Source organism: Mesorhizobium sp. WSM4906 (genome assembly GCF_029674625.1).
Lineage (GTDB): Bacteria > Pseudomonadota > Alphaproteobacteria > Rhizobiales > Rhizobiaceae > Mesorhizobium.
Genome location: NZ_CP121355.1, coordinates 5,799,053 through 5,819,705 on the forward strand (window position 1 = coordinate 5,799,053; position 20,653 = coordinate 5,819,705).

The following is a 20,653-nucleotide window of genomic DNA, read 5'->3' on the forward strand; positions in this document are numbered from 1 at the left end:
TGGACGCCGCGCCTTGACCTGGCTCAAACTGTCGAAAAAGCTCTATCGCTCAAGGACATACGTACCAGGTGCCGCACAAATCGCCTTCAAGCCGGCTGCGGCGTCGGACCGGTCGGCCGCGACCTCGCGGCTGGAGTAGCGCGTCAACCATTCAACCCAGGCCGGCCACCAGGAGCCGTATGTCACGGTCGCGTTCTTCGCCCATTCATCCGCGTCCGGACGAATATCCGCGTGGCGGCAACTGAGCCGCCGGTAGGAACGACCGGGGTGGCCAGGCTCGGAAACGATGCCCGCATTGTGCCCACCGCTGGTCAGGACGAAGTCGATGTCGGTGTCGAGGAGATAAGTCAGCTTGAATACCGAGCGCCACGGCGCGACGTGATCCGTCTCGGTGCCGACCGCGAACACCGGCGACCCAATGTCTTCCAGATGAACCGGCCTGCCGCCGACGCGAAAGCGCCCCTCGACAAGATCGTTGCCCAGGTAAAGCTGCCGCAAATATTGCGACTGCATGCGGAACGGCATCCGGGTCGAGTCGGCATTCCAGGCCATCAGGTCGGTCATCGGAGCGCGCTCGCCGAGCAGATATTCGCGCACGATGCGTGACCAGATAAGGTCCTGCGAGCGAAGCATCTGGAAAGCGCCAGCCATGCGGCGCTGATCGAGGGTGCCCTCGACCCACATCATGTCCTCGAGCAGGGCGATCTGGCTTTCGTCTATAAAGAGGCCGAGTTCGCCTGGTTCTTCGAAATCGACCTGCGCCGCGAAAAGCGACAGGCTGGCGAACCGATGATCGCCGTCGCGCGCCATTGCCGACGCGGCAATCGACAGCAGCGTCCCGCCAAGGCAGTAGCCCGCGCCGTGGATCCGGCTGCTCCCGGTCGCCTCCTCGACTGCATCCATGGCCGCCATCACGCCGAGACGCCCGTAGTCGTCCAATGAGAGTCCGCTCTGATCGGTACCCGGATTGCGCCAGGATATGCAGAAGACGGTGAAGCCGCTCTGGACGAGATAGCGAACGAGCGAATTGCGCGGCGAAAGATCGAGAATGTAGTATTTCATGATCCAGGCCGGGACGATGAGGATCGGCTCCTCCTTCACCGCGCCTGTCATGGGGGCAAAGCGAATGAGCTCGATCAGTTCGTTGCGGAAGACGACCTCGCCGGGCGTGACGGCGACTTCCATGCCGGGCCGAAAGCTCTCCGCACCGGTCGGCGGCCTGCCGTCGATCAGGCGAAGCAGGTCGTCGACCAGGTTATTGGCGCCGCTGACGAAATTGGTGCCGTTTTCCCGAACGGTCCTGTCGATGACCTCGGGATTGAGCACGGGGCAATTGGACGGTGAGACCGTGTCCAGGATTTGCCGGCTGTAGAACTCGACCAACCGCTCATGCTTCCTGGTAACGCCGGGGAGGCCGGTGGTCGCATTGTGCCACCATTGCTGGGAAAGCAGGAAGGCTTGCTGCATGGCGTTGAAGGGGAAGGCCTGCCACGACTGGTGCTGGAACCTTCTGTCTTGCGGCAAGGGCATGATCGTTGGCGCAGCGGCTCCCATTCCGAGCCCGCAGCGGAAAAGAAAATCACTCAACCTCGCGACCTTTTCGACCGCTTTGGCGCAGACCTCCCCTTGCTTGCCCGGTGATGCGGACATGTGCAGCAGCCAGTCCTGCCAAGCTTGCAGGAGGCTGATCGGCGAAATGCCTGCGGTGAAGGCCGCCAGCAACGCATGCGAGAGCCGATCGACATCGCGATAGATGCTCCCGGCTTCATCGTCCGGCAGTGGCAGCGCGGGGTCACCGACCGCGGTCACAGCCTCATCATGCCCGGATTTCCGCAGCGTCCGCCGCTTCTCCGCCTTGGCGCGAGCGTTCAAGACGAAGGACCGATCAGCGGTCGGGCTCCGCTTGCTCTTTCCTGGTCGCAACATTTCAGGTCGCAAGGGTTGCCGCGGCCATGTCGTCGACGGTCGTTTCTGCCTCCTTCCGAACCCGCCCGGCCGTTTCCGAGGCAAATTTGGCGCCGATGGAAGCGAACTTGCCGACCTCGTTCGCATAGTCGGAAGTGGCATTCTGGACAAAGTTCGCGAACACGTCGAAGGCATCGACGAATTCGTCGCCGCCGGTCAGTTTATCGAGGAGTTTCAGGTCATCCTCGAACCGCCGCTTGAGGAAGGATGCGCCTTCGATCTGGCAGCGCAGGAGGGCACGGACAGAATGCGCCTGCAGAGTGACGGTGGCTCGCATGAATTTCTGTCCGGTTTTGGCGAAGGGGAGCAACTCCGGTGCGCGAAATTCTTCTGCATTCCAGATCATGACGTTTTTTCCTTTCGCTCTTGGATTCAATGTCTTGTTTTCGGCTGGCGAGACCGCGAGCGGCGTTCGAAGCGATAGCCGACCGACGGGCGCCCGCCTCTCTTGGACGAAGGCGGCTCGAAATAGATCGCGGCTCCAGCGAGAAAGGCGAGGCAGAGCACGGCGCCCCAAAGGAGAATGTCTTCCGCTGACACTATGAGCCCCTCGTTGGTCCTGCTCGAAAATCGCAGGACCGGTTCAAACCGGCATTGATCGTGATCAATCGGAAATCGCTTGCCATGCCGCTTCGAGCACCGCCTCATCCCCGACCCGCTTCGCAGCTTTTGACCGTGATCAAGGCGAAGACGGGCATTGGCGGCGACAAGTCGACCAGAACAAGTGTTGCGGATGCGCAGCGAGGAACGGGAGATGAAGGAACTGCCGCTTGCCGACGTATATCGGCTCATCGAACCCGGTCCGGTCGTTCTGCTGACGACCAGGTCCAGGCAAGGCCGCGCGAATGTGATGACCATGTCCTGGCACATGATGATGGAGTTTACGCCACCGACGCTCGCCTGCGTCGTGTCGAGCGACGACTTCTCGTTCGCCGCATTGCGGGAAACGAAGGAATGCGTGATCGCGATCCCCGCTGTCGAGCTCGCGGAGAAGGTCGTCAAGGTCGGCAACTGCTCCGGTCGCGACACGGACAAATTCGCGACGACCTGGCTGACGCCGCTACGAGCCGAGCAGGTGTCGGCGCCGCTGGTGGCCGAATGCTTCGCCAATCTCGAATGCCGCGTCGTCGATACGCGCCTGGTCAACAGATACAATCTGTTCGTCCTGGAGGTTGTCAAAGCCTGGATCGATCCGGGGCGGCCGAGGCCGAGAACAATCCATCACATCGGCAACGGCGCCTTCATTGTGGATGGCGAAGTGATCCATTTCGAATCCCGTATGCCTTGACGGCTTGGGAGGCACTTTTTGATCGGCATCAAGGTAAGGTCCTGCCCATAAGCTAGCTTCCGGCGCGTCGAAGACATTCAGATCGAAAGCGCGTCCGATGAGCTACAAATCCATTCTCCTGAACTTGGGCATAGATGGGTCGATTGAACCGCTGACGCGGATCGCTATCGACCTTGCTAAACGTTTTGACGCACGCCTGATCGGCTTCTGCGGCGCCGATGCTCCACTGCCGGTGACGATGGCCCCCGAGGGCGCGGCCGTTGCGGCGGAGATTTGGGAGCAGTCGAGGGATGAAATCCGGCAACGGCTGAAGGATCGGCGCGGCGAGTTCGACAGTCTGGTCGCCGGAGCGGTCAAGACCGATTGGCGCGGCGCGATCGAGAGCCCGGATCATGCCCTCGCCAGGAATTCACGCCTCGCCGACCTGATCGTCACCAGCGCCCCGCAGGGCGCATCCACGGGCGATTCCTACCGCACGGCCGATCCTGGCAGCCTGGTGTTGCGCGCCGGCAGACCGGTGCTGGTTGCGGCCGATGGAGCCACGGCTCTGCCGACAGGCAAGGTCGTAATCGCCTGGAAGGACACGCGCGAAGCGAGGCGCGCAGTGGCAGACGCGGTGCCGCTGATGACCATGGCCAACGAGGTCACCATCGTGGCGGTCGATCACAATCCGGACGATTGGATCAGGGACGGCGTCAAGGACACGGCGAGCTTCCTGGCGGGCCACGGCATCAGGGCGCGGACCGAAATCATCAAGACGGACGATGACGAGGCCAACCGCCTCATCGATTTCCTCGCCTCGGTCAGCGCCGAACTGGTCGTGTCGGGCGCCTACGGACATAGTCGTGTGAGGGAATGGGTGTTCGGCGGCGTTACCCGTTCGCTGCTCGACGAGGTCTGGCTCAACCGGCTGATGTCGAGCTGATGCCGGTTTGGTCTTGGCTGAGTGCGCGTGCCGCATGAAATCGCTCCATCGTCATTGGTCGCATCGCGGCAGCAACCGCAAAAACCAAAGGTAACAGTGGCGGGTGCGGATCAGATTGCGCCGCGGCAGACTTCGTCGCCGCGGCGTTTATCGCTCGTTACGCCGGTGCCACCGCCACCTTCTTGGCAGGAGGAGCAATCATGATCGCGCGACGCAGAGGCGGGAAATCGTTAGGCGTTATCGTCTCGCGCTCGAGAAGGAGACTGGCCCCGGCCTTCAGGTCGGCCATCCGGGATCGGAGCAGGTCCTGCGCCGCCGCGAAGGCTTCGTCGAGCATCTGGCGGATTGCGAGATCGACTTCGCGAGCGGTGGCCTCGGAATAATCGCGCCTGCGCAGTGACCCGTCTCCCAGCCACTGTTGCTTCTCTTCCTCGAGAACGGCCTGTCCCAAGGACGGGCTCATGCCGAACCGCGTGACGCTTTGGCGCGCCACATCCGTTGCCTTGGCCAGATCATCGGCGGCCCCGGTCGAGACCTCGCCATAGACGATATCTTCCGCTGCCCGGCCTGCCAGAAGGGCGATCATCCGCTCCCTCAGTTCGCCCTGGGTGATCAGGAACCGATCGTCGGTCGGGCGCTGCATGGTGTAGCCGAGCGCGCCGATCGAGCGCGGGATGATCGACACCTTGTGCACGGGATCCGTCTTGAGAAGCGCGGCTGCCGCAAGCGCATGTCCCATTTCGTGATACGCGACTCTCTCGCGCTCCGCCGGATTGAGCAGCCTGCTCTTGCGCTCGGAACCGGCGACGATACGTTCCACCGCGTTGGTGAAATCATCCATCGTCACCTTGTCGGCATTGCGCCGGGTGGCGAAGATCGCGGCTTCATTGACGAGATTGGCGAGGTCGGCGCCCGTGAACCCCGGCGTGATGCCTGCCACCTCGCCGATGTCCACGCCCGGCGCCACCGCAACGCTGCGGACATGGACCTTGAGGATGGCCTGGCGTCCCTTCCGGTCGGGCCGGTCTATCACCACCTGGCGATCGAAGCGGCCGGCGCGGGTTAGCGCCGGATCGAGAATTTCCGGCCGATTGGTTGCGGCAAGAAGCACAATGCCGATGCGGGGATCGAACCCATCCAACTCCGACAGGAGCTGGTTCAGCGTCTGCTCCTTCTCGTCAGCCCCGCCATAGCCCGCGAAAGGGCTGCGCGCCCGCCCGAGCGCGTCCAGCTCGTCGATGAAGATGATGCATGGCGCGGCCTGCCTTGCCTGCTCGAACAGATCTCGAACACGTGCGGCGCCGACGCCGACGAACATCTCGACGAACTCGGAACCGGAGATCGAGAAGAAGGGCACGCCCGCCTCGCCCGCCACCGCGCGCGCCATCAATGTCTTGCCGGTGCCAGGCGGCCCTACCAGGAGAGTGCCCTTGGGGATACGCGCGCCAAGCCGGCCATATTTGTCCTTGTCCTCCAGGAAGGAGACGATTTCCTTGAGCTCGAGCTTGGCCTCGTCGACGCCGGCGATATCGTCGAAGGTCACGCCGGTCTGCCTCTCGACATAGACCTTGGCCTTGGACTTGCCGATGTTGATCAGTCCGCCCATGCCTTGCCGTTCGGCGAAGCCGCGAAAAAGAAACATCCAGAAGCCGAAGAAGAGCAGCGCCGGCAGGATCCACGACAATATGGTCGTCAGCCAATTGCTGTCGGTGCCGCCCGACACCTTCACGCCGGCCCTCTCGAAGACTTCGGCCGAAGCCGGATCGACGCGTGCGGCGACAAAAAGGCTTTTGCCGCCCTGCGGCTCCTTGAACTGGCCTTGGATGGTCGTTTCGGTCAGCGTCACCGAGGCGACCTTGCCCTCGCCGACCATCCTCATGACGTCGCTGTAAGGGAGCTGCGCGACGTCCCGCCAACCGAGCCAGACCTGAAACAGGCCGACCAGGACCAGCGCGAAGATGAAGTAGCCGATGTTGAAACTATGCTTCTTGTCCATGCCTGTCTCCGGCGGGGTCGTGCTGCTTCGGCGGCGGATCGGCAGGCGTCGACGGTTCGGTTGCTTCTCGGCCGCTTCAGAAGCCTAGCCGTGCCGCGCCTTCCAGACTTTGAGCGAAGTCAAGGAGATCCGCGCTTGACGATGTAGCGCTGTGGCAGCTCGCCGCCTCGGCAGCCCAAGCGAAGCCACAGCCATGAACGTCGACCAGAATATCAAAGAAGCCCCCGTCTCCGCCAAATTGAGGGGTCTGATCGGCCGGCTGAGAGAACATCCTCTCGCTCGTGTCGGTCCGGGTTTGATCACCGGCGTGGCCGACGACGATCCGAGCGGAATTGCGACCTACTCGCAGGCGGGCGCGCAATTCGGTCTCAACATGCTTTGGACTATGCCGCTTTGCTTTCCGCTGATGGCTGCGGTCCAGTCGATGTGCGGCCGCATCGGCCGGGTTACAGGCAAGGGGCTTGCCGCCAATATAAAGGCGTCGTTCCCGCCGGTCGTGCTTAGATTCGTCGTTGTGCTGCTTCTGGCGGCGAACACGCTGAACATTGCCGCCGACATTGCGGCCATGGGAGAGGTCGCGGAGCTTGTCACCGGTGTAAACAGGCATCTGGCCACGCTGTTCTTCACGCTCGCCACGCTGGTCCTGCAAGTGTTCGTTCCGTATCATCGCTATGTCAGCTTCCTCAAATGGCTGACGTTATCGCTTCTCGCCTACGCCGCCGTGCTCTTCACGGTGCACGTGCCATGGAGCGAGGTGGCCCTTCGCACCGTGTGGCCCAAGCTGACGCTTAATGCCGACACAGCCACCGTGGCGGTTGCCATCTTCGGCACGACGATCAGTCCCTACCTCTTCTTTTGGCAGGCTTCCGAGGAGGTCGAGGAGATGAAAGGCGCACGATCGCTCCTCGAGGAGGCGACGCCATCCGAGCGCGAATTCCGCCGGTTGCGCTGGGATACCTGGAGCGGCATGTTCTACTCGGATCTGACATCCTATTTCATCATCCTGGCGACCGCGGCAACGCTCAACGCCGCGGGCGTGACAAACATCGAAACCGCCGCGCAGGCGGCAAGCGCCCTGCGGCCGCTGGCAGGCGATTTGGCCTTTGTGCTTTTTGCAGCCGGGATACTGGGCGTTGGATTGATCGGCGTGCCCGTCCTGGCGGGCTCGGCGGCATACGCGCTGGCGGAAGCCATGGGATGGCAAGAAGGCCTTGAGCTCAAGGCCAGCGATGCCCGCGGCTTCTATGGCGTCATCGCAGTAAGCGTCCTTGCAGGGCTGGCCATCCAATATCTTCCCATCAGCCCGATGAAGGCCCTGTTCTGGAGCGCCGTCATCAACGGCGTTGTAGCGGTGCCGCTCATGGTGGTGGTCATATTGCTCGCTTCAAGCCGATCCGTCATGGGGCCTTTCACTTCCAGCCGGCCGATCATCATTCTCGGCTGGATTGCAACAGCGCTCATGGCGGGAGCGTCGATCATGATGCTTTTTCCCAGCTAGGATCAGGTTCCCGAAGCGCCAGGCCTGGCCATGGCTTTGCGCGAGATCAAGGCATGTGCCTGCCTTCGTCAGCCCTACAAGAAAAGGCGGCCGTGCGGGCGACCGCTTCCAAGGTGACCGGGGTTCGCCCTCGTCAAAATGTGGAACGCATCCATGCCATATGCGTCGATCGAGGATCTTCCGCCGTCAATCAGCGAGCATCTTCCCGGGCACGCCCAGGAGATCTATCGCGCCGCCTTCAACAGTGCTTGGGACGAATATGAAGACCGTGGGGAGAGGCGCGAGGAGATCGCTCACCGGGTCGCATGGGCCGCGGTGAAGCGCCGTTACCGCAAGCAGGGCAGCGTGTGGGTGCCATTGTGAGAGACTGCGCCCGACGTTTTTGATCGAAATCAAACCTCTTGCCGGAATTCTCGATCATACGTTTTCGAATCAGGCGCTTAGGTAATTCCGATCAATGATCAACACCATTGCGAGGCTCGTCGATGCGTGCAACGCCGAAAGGAAGAAGGGATCGGACTTTCCAACGATCTGGAGGGAGGTCCTGAAGACGCATCCGTGCGTGCGCGGACTGCCGATTCAAGACAGCGGCGAGGACGGCCCTGTCCTGAAGATTCCTCTGATCACCGGCCAGTTTCTCGTGTTCCTGGGCTCGCATTTCTCTCTTTTATAGCTCAGCGCCGAGGCGACCCTTCGGTTGTCGGCCTTGATGCCGGTCAAGGTCATTGCGTTCGCAAGCTGTCTTGATGTCGTGAGCAACCAATGGGAGACGCTGCGATGGTCGGCATTACCTTGAGCCCCGAACAGATCCGAACCGCTCCGCCGGAAGTCCGGCAATGGCTGGAACATGAAATAGCGCATTCGCTGGGGCTTGGTCCCGCGGCGGAACCAGGTCCGCCGGAGGCGCCGCATCTTGCCGCCTGCAGCCCGCAGGAAGCCATGGCAATCTACGCTTCGATCCGCAGCATGCTGCCTGTCGTTGGCGTCTTCTTCGAGCTGGGCCGCGAGGGAACGAGCATCACCGAGCGAGGCCTGGAGGCTTTCCGGCTTTCCGATATGCTGCGTAACACGCGTCTCCCAAACGCTCGGCAATTGGCCGCTTGCCTGGACGTGATCGACCGAGCCTTCCGCCTGGCGCGCAATGACGATCATGCCGTGCTTTCGATCCTCGACCCCAGAGGCTACTGCATCGTTGCCGAGGCGACCCAGCAGAGCGTCCTCGCTGTGTGGACCCAGGAAATGGCCGCACAGCAATTCCCGGATCATGCCGTGCCCGCAGGCGGCGAGGTTTCGCCGGCGGAGCCCTTCTCGACTTCCGGCGCGCTGCCGCCCCAGTCCATTCACCTTGGCCAGCCCTTCACGGAACCGTCTGGGCTGCCGGACGGCCAACGAAACTAGGCGCGTGACCGTTTCGCAGGGGCGACACAGCTGGGAGCATGAAGTTCAACCCAGCTGCGCGACGCTCTGAATAGTTGAATTGGGCCGGTCGGCGGTCAGCCGACCGTCGACCGGCTCGATGATGCGAACGCATTGTGCGGCAAAGTCGCGGCTGTGGGAACAGGACCGTGTTCCTCGTTCAAGTTTCAAGCGCAGCATCAATTCGAACACCCCCTGGGCCGAGGCCGCGTCGAAGTTTCCTGTGGAACTTTACTTTACCGATCTGCTCCCTTGGTAAGCCTGTGCTCACAGCGGCTCCGGCAGCTCGATGGTCCGGGTTCACGCAACGCCCTGAGCGCCCCAGCCACCTATCGTGCGGCCCGCCTGCTCCCGCTCCGATCGTGAATTCTCCCCCTTGATGTCGATCAAGGGGGTTCTCGGCCTTATTCGCTATCAAACCGCGATGATCGAGGACTCAGCCTTCCCAACGCGGCGCGGCTTGTGTGAGCGCCGCAGGTCGCTACCGGCTATCGAGGTGCTGCAGGAATGCCGCTCTCGGCCTACCGAGCTGACTTCGACCGAGGCGCGCAACGGACTTTCGCGCCACGGGCCAAACACGTTCGCCGATCATCGGCGAGAACAAGCGCTGGCGGTCCTGTTGCGGCAGTATCGCAATCCGCTGGTTCTGATCCTGATTGTCGTGGCGATCGTTTCCGGTGCTGTTGGTGAAGGCCGCGAGACCGTCGTCATCAAAGCAATCATCCTAACGGGCTGCGGTCTCGGCTTCAGTCAGGTATACAGCGCGTCTCGCACGCTCGACGCGTTGAAGCGCATCACGATCGCCTATGCCTTGGTCTCGCAATGGTCGAAGAGGCTCTTCTTCGAGCACGATGGGCACCACCCGGGACCATGCCGGAGCGCGAGGCATCGCCGAGCGACAGTTCCCAGCCTGATTGAGGATGCCCGTTCAGCTGGTCACCGACAGGGTGCGTTGCCCTTATCGGCTGAACCGGAAATGGAGGCGACGGAGGCGCACCCAAGGTGAGCGGAATTTTCGCGACAATTGCGCGGCGTGTCACTCCGTTCGAGCCGACGGCCAATGTGATGCGCCCTGGCGAGAAGTTTCCAAGTTTTGTCCGGCGCGCCAGCGGCATGCATCAGGTCTATGTCAGCGCGATCGCAATTTCGGTTGCCTTGGCCAACTTTATCCCCATCGACCTGCAGAGACGCGTCGTCGATGTGGCGGTTGCCGACAAGAACGTACGGGCGCTCCTGATGCTCGCCGGTCTGTATCTTGCGGCTATACTCCTGCATGCGGGGCTGAAATACGCGCTAATCGTCTATCAGGGCTGGGTCGGAGAGAGCGTGGTGAAGACGGCCCGCGACCAACTCGCACTGGTCGCCACGCAAAGGTCCGCGCGCGAGCACGCAAGGAGTGGTCAGACCGCCAGCATCATCGGCAACGAGATAGACTATGTTGGCGGATTTGTCGGCACCAGCGTCTCTGAATGCGTAGTCAACGTCACGGTGATGATCTCCGTCGTATCTTACATGATCTACATGCAGCCGGTAATCGCTCTGGTCAGCGGCGTGTCACTCATGCCGCAGATCCTGCTTGCGCTTTACATGCAGAAGGACTTGAACACACTCGTGGAACGGCAGGTCGCACTGGTCCGCAAGCTAGGCAACCAAGCAGTCAATTCCTTCGGCAGCCACTCGACGAAGCGCCGAACAGCCTTTCGCACCATACGCATGATCTTCAGCAACCGCATTGAATTCTATTTGTTGAAACTCGGGCTGAAGACACTGCTGAATATAGCCAACGCGGTGGGGTCGCTAATGGTCCTGATCGTTGGCGGCTATCTTGTGATCCGCGGGCAGACAACGATCGGCGCGGTCGTCGCCTTCATTTCGGGCTTCCAACGCTTGTCGGAACCCACGGGAGAACTTCTCGACTTCTATCGCACGTATTCGGAAGCGAAGGTGCAATTCCGGATGATCGTCCAGTGGATCGACGACGATCATCCCGCGCAAACCGGACATTCCGCGCACAGCGAGAATTGATGGATGACCGTACCAGCCAGCTTGTTGCCGGAACTGGTGCTCCGCTTGGGACAGCCACAAGGACAGCTTCAGGCGGAGCTGTCCCCTTGAGCACCGCTTCGCATTGCACCGCCGGCTGAAGCCGCCCTAGTTGAGGGGCACGGCGGGCCTTCGCCTTGCGGCTCGAGCCGCTTGAGCAAAGCGAGCGGCCTTTCGGCACGAAGGTTGCTATTGATGCCGGCCCCGACGTCGTCCCCAGGATTGGCAATCTTCTCTCCTTGCTGGGATCGATAACACATAGGCCTGCTTCAGAATGTCTCGCACATGGATAGCCGTCGCTGCAGCTCCGCGGTCAATGATCTTGCCACAGTGTGCCTCAGATCGTCCGGTGTGATTTTCCGCCAGGAGGCGATTGCGGCATAAAGCGAGACTTGGACGGCAGGAGGGAAAAATGATAAATCCATCCGCAATTCATGGCTCTAAGTCATAAATATATTAGTCGATTAATTATTTTAGATAATCGCTCAAATCACCCGAGCGAAACTTATCCACGTGCCTCGATAGCTGCTTTTGATCCACATCAAGGCCGAAGGCGACCCACGAATGTTTATTTCCATTACAACACATCAACATTTGAAGCCCGCACAAATCATCCCGGAGTTTCGAACATGGAGAAGACCGGTGTCGTCGCCGCGCTCGGGCAGACCGAGCTTTTGCGCCCGGCTTGGATCAAGGCGGCGCTGGCGGCCAATGACCGGCTCAAATTCTATCTCACCGTGCTGCAGGCAGCCCGTGCCCAGGCCGACCATCCGGGAACGGCGCAACTCGACCTTCACCGGGAATATTCCTCGGCGCATATCGATGCGCCATGGATCATCGAATTCCCTGCTTCCGCTTATCTCGAGGCTTCGACGCTCCATCTCGCCAATCTGCCCAAGCTGGCGCAGAAGCTGCGCGATGATCTGCGCATCATGGCGCGCCCGATCCAGGGCAGCGCCGAAGATCCGGATCTCACCCTTTCCGCGCGCGTCGACCAGTGGTGCCGGTGGGTCGACCGTCTTGGAACCGAGCTCGACGCGGCGCAATTGAAAGCGCTGACCAGCGGCAGACGCGGCGACGAAGACAGCTTCCACCTGCTGGTCATGGATTTGCACAAGGCGCTCAACCATTTGGCGGCGCAGCTCTCCGGCGAGACGATCGATGGTGCCCATGTCTGGCAATTGTCGCGACAGGATGGGCCGAGGATTTCCGCTTTCATGCGGGGGCTCAATCGCACACGGGCGCTGAAGCTCGATCACCCAGGCCTCGATACCGCTGCAACGCGCGACGGCGAACGCCTGCTTATCCAGAACGACATCGGCACCAACGATGCGCATGTGCTCGTCGCGCAGGTGGAAGGCCTGGTGCTGACGCTGACCTATTCGGATCTGCATCGGCAGCGCTTCGCATTCTTTCAGGACATGCTTTCGCAGATCGGCGCGAAATGGTCGGCGGTCGGTTCGCGCATGACCGACGGCCTCAATTCAGGAGATGCCTACTACATCGGCACCGCGACGTTTGAATGTTCGGACGAAGCCGCCTTGCTCAAGGCGCTGGAAGGACTGGGGGCGCGCATCGTCTTCCTGATCGATTGGAATCGCGCTCGCAAGCGGCTGCGCCAGATCGTCGGCAAGGCTGGTTCCGTCGCCGTCCTGAACGAATGCGCGCGGCGGGAAATCGGTCACAGGGGCTGGCTGGAGGCGGGAGGCGAAGCATTGATATTCGCCGCGATGGAGGCTGTCGGCAGCGACTACTTCCGCATCGGCGACACACTCGATGCGGTGATGGGCGCCGCCCCGGCGCAGGAATTCCTGATCGAGGCGATGGCAATGGCGTCGCAGGCGATGCAGCAGCGTCAGCCGGTATCGCGCATCGCGGACTCGATCCGCCTTCTGCTCGTTCGCCATGTCGGACGCCATCATGATGAATTCGCTCTGCTGAGCGAGCACGCTTCGTTCTGCCATGCGCTGGCCGAAGGAATCCGCGACGCCATCGCCCACGGCCACGAGCGTTCCGCCAAGGATGCCGAAAAGCTGGCCAAGCGGGCGAAGGCATGGGAGCGCAAGGCGGACTTGCTGGTCATGCGCTCGCGCGAACGAGCCGAACGCAATCCGCGCTGGTTGCCTTTTACACGGCTGATCGAACGCGCCGACGACATTGCCGACGCGATGGAGGAAGCTGCCTTTCTGTTCTCGCTCATAGCCGAGAACCACGACAAGGCCTGGCCCGCCGACGTGCGCGAAGGCATGCGGCAGCTTGCCGAAAAAACCCTCCAGGCCACGCAGGATCATGTCAAGCTGCTGTTGATTGCCAGCGCGCTTGGCGAAGGCAGCGACGCCAGCGACCATGAGGAATTCATCGCCATCTCCTGGCGCGTGGTCAACGCCGAGCAGCAGTGCGATCAATTGCTGCGCGACGTGCGGCGACTTTTGGTGCGCAACATCGACGACGCCGCGACACTCGGCTTGGGCACCGATTTCGCCGCGGCCTTGGAATCGGCGACAGACGCGCTGCTTGCAACCGCCTATGGCATACGCGACCTGGCCTTCAGCCGCCTGGGAGTCGATGCATGAGCGTATCTGTCAAGTCGGCCGGGCAGCCTGAAACCAAGCACGATCTCAAACGCATATACTTCATCGGCGGCAAGAAGCCGCTGCAGGACGCGGCCACCACGGCTGCCCTCGGATTCAAGGCCTATAACCTCGCCAAACTGGCCGCGCTCGGCCTCGAGGTGCCGCCCGCCTTCGTGATCGGGACCGGCTATTGCGCCGATCCGCAAGCGGTCGTTCCGCAACTTTGGCGGCCTGCCCTGGCCGAGCTCGAAGCGTTCACCGGACTGAAGCTGGGGGACGTCCGCAGGCCGCTGATGCTTTCGGTGCGTTCAGGTGCGCCGGTCTCGATGCCGGGCATGATGGAGACGCTGCTGAACATCGGACTTACGGACGCGACCATCCCAGGCCTGATACGCCTGACCGGTCATCCCCGGCTTGCCTGGGACGCCTACCGCCGGCTCATCGCCGGCTATGGCGAGGTGGTCGCCGGTATCGATCTTCATCATTTCGAGGCCGATCTTGCCGCAGTCCGGCAGGACGAGGATGAACGATCTCTCGACTTCACCAGCCTCCGGCAGATCGCCCAACTGCATCTCGAGACTTTTCACCGGCAAACCGGGGCGCCGTTCCCGCAGAATCCGGAAACCCAGTTGAGCGAAGCGATCAATGCCGTTTTCCGGTCGTGGGGAAGCGAAAAGGCGATGGCCTATCGCAACCTCCATGGCCTGTCGCATGAGATGGGCACGGCCGTGACCGTCCAGCGAATGGTGTTCGGCAACGCCGGCGGCCTCTCCGGGGCCGGCGTCGGCTTTACGCGCAATCCCATCACCGGCGACGACAAACCTTGGGTGGACTTCCTTTTCAACGCGCAGGGCGAGGATGTCGTGAGCGGGCGCCGCACCGCTCGCGGCCATGACGAGCTCGCCGCGGTGGCGCCGCGGGTCTGGGAGGAGCTGGTCGACGCGGCGGCCTTGCTCGAACACCGCTTCGGGGATATGCAGGACTTCGAGTTCACCGTCCAGGGAGGGGTGCTGTTCCTGCTGCAGACCCGCAACGGAAAACGCACTCCCATGGCGACCGCCCGCATTGCGCTGGACCTTATGGCCGAGGGCGTGATCGACGCGGAGACAGCGCGCGAGCGGACGCGCGGCCTTGACCAGCATGCGCTGACCGTCCGCAGCATCGGGAGCGACGACGGCGTCGCTTTGTCTCCCATCGCCTCGGCGGCATCCGCATCGAGCGGTGTCGTCTGCGGCGAGATCGCGCTCGCGGAGGCAAGGGTGCGCGAGCGCAAAGCCGCTGGTATCAGTGTCATCCTCGTCCGCAGCGATGCCGAAACCCGCGACATTGCCGCGCTCGACGTCGCCGACGGATTGTTGACGCAGCATGGCGCCAGGACATCCCATGCCGCGGTCGTCGCACGGCAGCTCGGCAAGGTCTGTCTGGTCGGTTGCGAGACAATGACGATCGACGCCGCGCGAAACGAGGTCAATATCGGCGGCGCCATCTTTCCGGAAGGCGCGGTGATCACGTTGGATGGCAATAACGGCAGCATCTATTCGGGTGCGGCGCGTATCGTCGAGAACGTGCAGACCGAGCTCTTGGCCCGACTGGACATGTTGCATGGCCGCTCGGCAGAACCGGCGGAGAGATCGGCGACACCATTCGCCGAAGTGGGCTGACTGCCGCAATCACGAACACCGGCCGCTATCGTGACCTGATCCGCTCGCGTAAGCGTGCGTCGCCATTCATGATGGCGACGCACAAACTTCGTTCACGCCGTCGCGACGGCGTATTTGATCGATTCCACCGAATGTTTGACGAAATCCTTGCCGATCTCGCCCACCAGCTTCGCATTCAACGACGGCTGGTAGTGTCTGCGCATCAACTCGAAAAACCCTTGGGCCGAAGCCGTGCCGAGGTTCCAGTCGGCTCGCCCGCCCGCATTAGAAGCGGGTTCACGCCCGATATTTGCGCGCCTGAAATAGTATTGAAAACCGCCAGAACGAATAACTTTAAGCTGCGGAAGCCGGCGCTTTCAGTTGAGAGCTTTCCGTTGAGAAAGGCAGCTACAGGCCATTTGCGGAAACCTTTCCGGCCATTCGAACTTACGTTGTGGAACGACCGGACGCGCTCAAAAGTACAGCGTATCCTGCGGGATTATTGATCCAGGCTCGAAAAACCATTGATCTATTCCGTGTTCCGTTCGCGCACGGCCACCCCGTCGTCCACCCGGTCGCTCGGGTGCAGCACGACCCGATCGCCTTCCGAGAGGCCCGACTCGACCTCGGCCACCTTGTTGTCCCGGTGGCCGATCTTGACCACGGTCGTACGCGCTCGTCCGTCCTTGGCGAGATAGACTGCCCAGTCATCACCCTTTCGAAACAGTGCCGCCACCGGGACTGTGAGGACATTGTCGTCTCGCCAACTCGTCACGTGGACAATGACACGATAGTCGTGCCCGAGCTGCGACCATTTTTCGGGAGGGTCGACCAAGTCGATCTCGGTGTGGACACGCTGCTCCTCGATCCCGAGCGCAGAGACTTTGACGAAGCCGGCTGGATCGATACGCGTCACCTTGCCCCGAAGTGTAGGCCCACCCCAGTCGTCGATCCGCACTGCAGCACCGGCCCTGATCTGGACTGCATCTGTCGAAAGCAGGTCCGCCACCACCTGCAGGTCGAGCGGGTCGCCGATCTCGACAAGCGGCGCGCCGGGCTGGACCATGCCTTCGCTCTCCTGGACGATCTTCAGGATGCGGCCGCTCACCGGCGCGCGAAGTTGGATGCAGCAGGCCGGATCCGATTGTGCGGCGTCGTCGGCAGGCTGGCCGAGCCGCGCCTGGATCACCGCCTGCTCGTTGCCCCGGACTTCGACCTGCGCCTTTGCGCTCGCCAGGGCCGCTTCGTTGGTATCGACTTCGAACCTCGCCTTGTCGAGAGCCCCCTGCGATATCGCCCCGGTCTTGGCAAGCTTCTCCGCCCGCTCGAGTTCCGTGCGAGAATACCCGAGCGCCGCTTCGAGCCGCTTTACTTCCGCTTGCGCGAACGTCACGGCCGCTTCGGCCGCGCCAAACGCCGCCAGCAACTCCTCATGTGTGCGGACATCATGAAAGCTGGGGGTGGCCGGCTGCATCACCGCCACCACGGTTTCGTCCTTGATGACCGCGTCGCCGACATGATGCGGCGGCGAAATCCTGAGAACCTTGCCGGCGATCGGCACCGACATCGTATAGACGTGCCGAACCTGGGTCTTGGCTTGATCGTCGACCGTGACCTCCATCGGGCCCTTGGCCACCGTCGCCAGATCGACTGGGATGGGCTGTGGCCATGCGAACCAGACCGCAGCCGCGGCGATCAAGCCAAGGGCCGCAATACCGGCGATTCTCTTCATCCAGTTGATCATCGAGTTGGCACGCATGGTTTTCAATCCCGCGTCTTGAGAACGGCTACGAGGTCGAGTTGATTGACGCGTCTGCGGACGATCAGCGCCGAGAGCACAGCCGCAGCAATGACAATCACGCTGGCGAAAACATAGGTTGCAGGCTCGACGACCAGGCGCACCCGCATCAGTTCCCCGGCCAAGTTCGTCTTCATGATCCAGGCAAGACCGTAACCGATAGCCCAGCCCGGCAGCTGCGCGACCAGGGTCAACAGCGCGAGTTCAAGCAGCAGCATGCGCAGCACCTCGCCGTCTGTGAAGCCCAGGACCCGCAGGCTCGCCAGCTCTCTGGCTCGCTCCGACAGGGATACACGAGCGTTGTTGTAAACCACGCCAAACGCGATGACGGCCGCGAGGCCCGTGTAGATGCTGGACATCGTCGTGACCAGAATTGCCACGGCATCGCGGAAAGTGGCGAGGGACGCCGTCTGCAGAGCCAGGCTGCTCACGACCGGCATGGCCTTGACCGCCGTGTAGAACTCATCCTGTCTGTTCTTGTCCAGGCTGACGCTGACGCCGTTCGCCATCGGCGCTTCGCGAAGCAACTTGGCGAGCGCTTCCTGATCCATCATGCCGCGCATGCCGAGATAGTCCTCGACCAGCGCCGCCACAGGAAGCGAGACCGTCCGGCGCTCACTGTCGAGCAGATCGACCTCGACGGTGTCGCCAACCCGCACCTTCAGAATGCTGGCAAGCATGTCCGAGATCGCGAAGCCCGATTCCGGCAGAACTACAGGCTTCAGGTCAGCATCGATGATGCGGTTGAGCTCCGCTCCGCGTGGCCTGGCGCGGATCATGACCCGGCGCTCGACATGGCCGTTGCGGACACGGACCTGGACTTCTCGATAAGGCTCCGCGTTCAGGACGCCGGGAAGTCTCACGATCTGGAAGGCCACTTCCTGAGGACGCTTCTCGATGAAGCTCACGGTCGCGTCCTGACGATCCGCAAGGAAGTACGTGACATCGATAAGCTGTTCCATCGTGCCTCCCGTGAAGAGCGACACGATCAGGATCGCCGTCGCCAGCGACATGCCGAGCGCGGTGAAAGAGGATCGAACTGGATGGCGCGCGATATTGCGCAGCATCATTCTCGTCGGCTGCGAGACAAGGCCTGCCAGACTGATGCTCAACGGCAGCGTTCGATGGAAAACCGGCGGAGCCGGCGGCTGCATGGCGACGGCAGGAGCCAGATTTACGACTTCGCGCAAGGCGCGCAGTGCGCCGATCGTCGCGGCAAAAAAACTCAAGCCAGCCGCTGCGACGTAGAGATCGAGGCTCTTGGTGAACAGAAGAAAAGGGAAGCGGAAAAAGTCTGCGAATATTCCGGTCACATAGCTGCCGAGCCACGTGCCGATCACGCTGCCGATGACGATGCCGACCACCGTGATGATGCCCACGAATTTCAGGTAGTGCAGGACGACGCTGGCGTTGCGGTAGCCGAGCGCCTTCAAGAGGCCGATCTGTTCGCGCTCGAGTGAAACAAGGCGGCTGAGCGTAAGGTTCACCAGGAACGCCGAGACCAGCAGGAAGATCGGCGGCAGCGTGCGGCTCATGTTGTTGAGCATGTCGAGCTCGTGATCGAGCCAGGCATGCGATGTCTGGTCCTTGCGTCCGTAGGCAGCGCGCCCGCCATAGCGGTCCAGCAGGTCGTCAAGACGCGTCGTCGCCTCCCGCTCCGACGTTCCCGGCAGCAGCTTCAGCGACACGGACGAAAAGGCGTCCTCCAGATCGTAGGCGCTGGCGAGGGTCCGTTCGGACATCCAGATGACACCGAAGCGGCGGCCGTCCGGCATGATGTCGCCAGGGCCGACCGCATAGACGTACTCGGGAGAAAGGGCGATGCCGACGATCCTCAGGTCGCGCTTGCGGCCGTTGAGGATTGCAGCGAAGCCTGAGCCCAGGGCGAACCGATGCGCTTCGGCGAAGTTTTCATTGACGACGACTTCGTCTTCCCGGCCGGGATCGGGAGTTCGGCCGGCACGCATATAGAGGCGATTGAGCTTCGGCTCGCCGACCTCGGGCAGCGAGACGACCACGCCGGTGGCCGGTGCGGTCTGGCCCGGTATGTCGAGGAGCGCGAATTGCGCGATCCGCGCATCGACGGCCGCGACGCCTGGAATTTCCGCGATCCGGCGGATGAGCGCTTTCGGTGCCCGCCGCGCCGTGGCGAAGACATCGGCGAAACCGTAGCGCTCGTAATAGGCAGCCCTCGTCTCGTCGAGAGAACGGTAGGAACCGACGGCGAGCAGAAGCGTCGCCACCCCGCCACCGACCACGAGCGCGATGGCGAGAGCCTGCGCCCAAAGGCGGACGAGGTCGCGGAAGAGCTTTCTGTCCAGGGCGCGCATGTCTTCACCACTGCAACTCGGCGACGGCGCGCCGGGCTTCGTTGGTGACGGCCTTCGATATCTGCCCGTCGCTGAAGAACAGGACCCGGTGCGCGACCTCCTGAATGACGGCGTTGTGGGTGATGATGACGGTGGTCGTGCCGAGTTCGGCATTGACCTTCATCAGCGCGTCGATCACCCGAACGCCCGTCCTGGAGTCGAGCGCGCCTGTCGGCTCGTCGCAGAGCAGCACCTCCGGACGCTTGGCGATCGCGCGGGCGATGGCGACGCGCTGCTGTTCGCCGCCCGACAGCTGCGCCGGAAAATGATGCATGCGCAGCTCCAGCCCGACGAGAGCGAGGGCGTCCTCGGGACGCATCGGATCGTCGGATATCTCTGTGACCAGCGCGACGTTCTCGTAGGCCGTCAGGCTGGGGATCAGATTGTAGAACTGGAACACGAAGCCGACGTGGCGGCGGCGATAGGATGTCAGTTCCCGGTCATCGAGGTCGGTCAGCCGCAGGTCCTTGAACGACAGCTCGCCGCTGGTCGCGTGATCGAGCCCGCCCATGATGTTGAGCAGTGTCGATTTCCCGCTGCCCGAGGGGCCGAGCAAGACGATCACTTCCCCTGCCGAAATCTGCAGGTTCACGCCGCGCAAGGCGTGCACTTGCGTCTCGCCCGACACATAGGTCTTGGCGAGATCCTTCGCGGTGAAGACAAGGTCGGACATGCGTCACTCCGCCCTGCTTGCCCGCATGGCGGCTTGCTTGAGCTCGACCAGAAACATGCCCACGCTCGCGGCCCATGGGATCGCGATAGCCAGCAAGGCCCACCGGAAATCGGATCCTATGACGAAGTTGACGACAACCATCCATCCGATTGAGGCGACGCCGGCGGCGAGCACGCCCGGAAGAGCCCACCGCTCGTGCCACCGGAACGACGTCGCGGCGATCGTGACGGTCAGAATGCCCGAGGCGATGGCATACCCGCCAAGCACCTGAAACACGCGCTCGACCCATGATGCCATGCGTGGCTGCTCGGCCTGAAGCTGTTCAAGGGACAGGCCGACGAAACGCGCGTCCTCCGGCAGGAGCGGCGGCCGAAGGAAGATGAAGAAGGCGCCAATGCAGATTAGCGCCGCACCGAAGACGGCGAGAAGGATTGCCGAGAACGGCCAGGATCGGCGGTGCTCAGCCATG

At 62.3% G+C, this 20,653-nt stretch carries 17 protein-coding genes and 1 pseudogene; 10 read left to right on the top strand and 8 right to left on the bottom strand.

Annotated features, from left to right (window positions below; genetic code table 11):
• Nucleotides 1–42 precede the first annotated feature (42 nt).
• A complete protein-coding gene (locus QAZ22_RS28180) occupies nucleotides 43–1,809 on the bottom strand; it encodes an alpha/beta fold hydrolase (protein ID WP_278204139.1) in 1,767 nt (588 codons plus the stop codon).
• Between the two features lie 118 nt (nucleotides 1,810–1,927).
• Nucleotides 1,928–2,311: a phasin family protein gene (locus QAZ22_RS28185; protein ID WP_278204140.1), complete on the bottom strand. Its 384-nt coding sequence runs from the start codon at nucleotides 2,309–2,311 to the stop codon at nucleotides 1,928–1,930.
• 408 nt (nucleotides 2,312–2,719) lie between these two features.
• Here QAZ22_RS28185 and QAZ22_RS28190 point away from each other — a divergent pair, with 408 nt between their 5' ends.
• The gene (locus tag QAZ22_RS28190) at nucleotides 2,720–3,253 is read left to right on the top strand and encodes a flavin reductase family protein (protein WP_278204142.1); all 534 of its coding nucleotides are present in this window, start codon (nucleotides 2,720–2,722) and stop codon (nucleotides 3,251–3,253) included.
• Nucleotides 3,254–3,350: 97 nt separating this feature from the next.
• Nucleotides 3,351–4,178 carry a universal stress protein gene (locus QAZ22_RS28195; protein ID WP_278204144.1) on the top strand — a complete coding sequence of 276 codons (828 nt, stop codon included), beginning with the start codon at nucleotides 3,351–3,353 and terminating at the stop codon, nucleotides 4,176–4,178.
• 157 nt (nucleotides 4,179–4,335) lie between these two features.
• Here the strand turns inward: QAZ22_RS28195 and ftsH are convergent, their stop codons facing one another.
• Nucleotides 4,336–6,174 (bottom strand): ATP-dependent zinc metalloprotease FtsH, encoded by a 1,839-nt coding sequence (gene ftsH, locus QAZ22_RS28200; RefSeq protein ID WP_278204146.1) that lies wholly within the window; start codon nucleotides 6,172–6,174, stop codon nucleotides 4,336–4,338.
• A 193-nt stretch (nucleotides 6,175–6,367) separates the two neighbouring features.
• Here ftsH and QAZ22_RS28205 point away from each other — a divergent pair, with 193 nt between their 5' ends.
• The 6 genes from QAZ22_RS28205 to QAZ22_RS28230 all read left to right on the top strand — a co-directional run bounded on the left by QAZ22_RS28205 (nucleotide 6,368) and on the right by QAZ22_RS28230 (nucleotide 11,113).
• Nucleotides 6,368–7,672, top strand: coding sequence for a divalent metal cation transporter (locus QAZ22_RS28205; RefSeq protein ID WP_278204148.1), 1,305 nt, complete (start codon nucleotides 6,368–6,370; stop codon nucleotides 7,670–7,672).
• A 153-nt stretch (nucleotides 7,673–7,825) separates the two neighbouring features.
• Complete coding sequence (locus tag QAZ22_RS28210) at nucleotides 7,826–8,035, top strand: ChaB family protein (protein WP_278073223.1); 210 nt, start codon at nucleotides 7,826–7,828, stop codon at nucleotides 8,033–8,035.
• 94 nt (nucleotides 8,036–8,129) lie between these two features.
• Complete coding sequence (locus QAZ22_RS28215) at nucleotides 8,130–8,345, top strand: hypothetical protein (protein WP_278073224.1); 216 nt, start codon at nucleotides 8,130–8,132, stop codon at nucleotides 8,343–8,345.
• Nucleotides 8,346–8,449: 104 nt separating this feature from the next.
• Nucleotides 8,450–9,070 (top strand): hypothetical protein, encoded by a 621-nt coding sequence (locus QAZ22_RS28220; RefSeq protein WP_278204151.1) that lies wholly within the window; start codon nucleotides 8,450–8,452, stop codon nucleotides 9,068–9,070.
• 397 nt (nucleotides 9,071–9,467) lie between these two features.
• Nucleotides 9,468–10,094 carry a cation-transporting P-type ATPase gene (locus QAZ22_RS28225; RefSeq protein WP_278207967.1) on the top strand — a complete coding sequence of 209 codons (627 nt, stop codon included), beginning with the start codon at nucleotides 9,468–9,470 and terminating at the stop codon, nucleotides 10,092–10,094.
• Nucleotides 10,091–11,113 carry an ABC transporter ATP-binding protein gene (locus QAZ22_RS28230; RefSeq protein ID WP_278204153.1) on the top strand — a complete coding sequence of 341 codons (1,023 nt, stop codon included), beginning with the start codon at nucleotides 10,091–10,093 and terminating at the stop codon, nucleotides 11,111–11,113. The genes QAZ22_RS28225 and QAZ22_RS28230 overlap by 4 nt, the downstream gene beginning before the upstream one ends.
• Before the next feature lie 178 nt (nucleotides 11,114–11,291).
• Here QAZ22_RS28230 and QAZ22_RS28235 read toward each other — a convergent pair.
• A pseudogene (locus QAZ22_RS28235) lies at nucleotides 11,292–11,467 on the bottom strand (integrase); the annotation flags it as partial.
• A 293-nt stretch (nucleotides 11,468–11,760) separates the two neighbouring features.
• Between QAZ22_RS28235 and QAZ22_RS28240 the strand changes: the two are divergent.
• Both QAZ22_RS28240 and QAZ22_RS28245 read left to right on the top strand, forming a co-directional pair.
• On the top strand, nucleotides 11,761–13,704 hold the full coding sequence (locus tag QAZ22_RS28240; RefSeq protein WP_278204155.1) for a DUF47 family protein: 1,944 nt from the start codon (nucleotides 11,761–11,763) through the stop codon (nucleotides 13,702–13,704).
• Nucleotides 13,701–15,365, top strand: a complete 1,665-nt coding sequence (locus tag QAZ22_RS28245; RefSeq protein ID WP_278204157.1) for a PEP/pyruvate-binding domain-containing protein — start codon at nucleotides 13,701–13,703, stop codon at nucleotides 15,363–15,365. Before QAZ22_RS28240 ends, QAZ22_RS28245 begins: the two co-directional genes overlap by 4 nt.
• Before the next feature lie 508 nt (nucleotides 15,366–15,873).
• On the opposite strand, the gene QAZ22_RS28250 is transcribed toward QAZ22_RS28245, so the two are convergent.
• From QAZ22_RS28250 to QAZ22_RS28265, 4 genes are read right to left on the bottom strand one after another with little or no spacing between them, the layout of a single operon-like run.
• Nucleotides 15,874–17,103 (bottom strand): HlyD family efflux transporter periplasmic adaptor subunit, encoded by a 1,230-nt coding sequence (locus QAZ22_RS28250; protein ID WP_278204159.1) that lies wholly within the window; start codon nucleotides 17,101–17,103, stop codon nucleotides 15,874–15,876.
• A 5-nt stretch (nucleotides 17,104–17,108) separates the two neighbouring features.
• Nucleotides 17,109–19,472, bottom strand: coding sequence for an ABC transporter permease (locus QAZ22_RS28255; RefSeq protein WP_278207968.1), 2,364 nt, complete (start codon nucleotides 19,470–19,472; stop codon nucleotides 17,109–17,111).
• 4 nt (nucleotides 19,473–19,476) lie between these two features.
• A complete protein-coding gene (locus tag QAZ22_RS28260; RefSeq protein WP_278204160.1) occupies nucleotides 19,477–20,184 on the bottom strand; it encodes an ABC transporter ATP-binding protein in 708 nt (235 codons plus the stop codon).
• Nucleotides 20,185–20,187: 3 nt separating this feature from the next.
• Nucleotides 20,188–20,652, bottom strand: a complete 465-nt coding sequence (locus tag QAZ22_RS28265) for a hypothetical protein (RefSeq protein ID WP_278204161.1) — start codon at nucleotides 20,650–20,652, stop codon at nucleotides 20,188–20,190.
• Nucleotide 20,653: the final 1 nt, after the last annotated feature.

Coding starts and splice junctions, on each gene's coding strand:
- QAZ22_RS28220 (WP_278204151.1), top strand. CDS start 8,450: ATGGTCGGCATTACCTTGAGCCCCGAACAGATCCGAACCGCTCCGCCG.
- QAZ22_RS28265 (WP_278204161.1), bottom strand. CDS start 20,652: ATGGCTGAGCACCGCCGATCCTGGCCGTTCTCGGCAATCCTTCTCGCC.
- QAZ22_RS28190 (WP_278204142.1), top strand. CDS start 2,720: ATGAAGGAACTGCCGCTTGCCGACGTATATCGGCTCATCGAACCCGGT.
- QAZ22_RS28225 (WP_278207967.1), top strand. CDS start 9,468: ATGTCGATCAAGGGGGTTCTCGGCCTTATTCGCTATCAAACCGCGATG.
- QAZ22_RS28245 (WP_278204157.1), top strand. CDS start 13,701: ATGAGCGTATCTGTCAAGTCGGCCGGGCAGCCTGAAACCAAGCACGAT.
- QAZ22_RS28205 (WP_278204148.1), top strand. CDS start 6,368: ATGAACGTCGACCAGAATATCAAAGAAGCCCCCGTCTCCGCCAAATTG.
- QAZ22_RS28215 (WP_278073224.1), top strand. CDS start 8,130: ATGATCAACACCATTGCGAGGCTCGTCGATGCGTGCAACGCCGAAAGG.
- QAZ22_RS28240 (WP_278204155.1), top strand. CDS start 11,761: ATGGAGAAGACCGGTGTCGTCGCCGCGCTCGGGCAGACCGAGCTTTTG.
- QAZ22_RS28255 (WP_278207968.1), bottom strand. CDS start 19,472: ATGCGCGCCCTGGACAGAAAGCTCTTCCGCGACCTCGTCCGCCTTTGG.
- QAZ22_RS28260 (WP_278204160.1), bottom strand. CDS start 20,184: ATGTCCGACCTTGTCTTCACCGCGAAGGATCTCGCCAAGACCTATGTG.
- QAZ22_RS28250 (WP_278204159.1), bottom strand. CDS start 17,103: ATGCGTGCCAACTCGATGATCAACTGGATGAAGAGAATCGCCGGTATT.
- QAZ22_RS28195 (WP_278204144.1), top strand. CDS start 3,351: ATGAGCTACAAATCCATTCTCCTGAACTTGGGCATAGATGGGTCGATT.
- QAZ22_RS28185 (WP_278204140.1), bottom strand. CDS start 2,311: ATGATCTGGAATGCAGAAGAATTTCGCGCACCGGAGTTGCTCCCCTTC.
- ftsH (WP_278204146.1), bottom strand. CDS start 6,174: ATGGACAAGAAGCATAGTTTCAACATCGGCTACTTCATCTTCGCGCTG.
- QAZ22_RS28210 (WP_278073223.1), top strand. CDS start 7,826: ATGCCATATGCGTCGATCGAGGATCTTCCGCCGTCAATCAGCGAGCAT.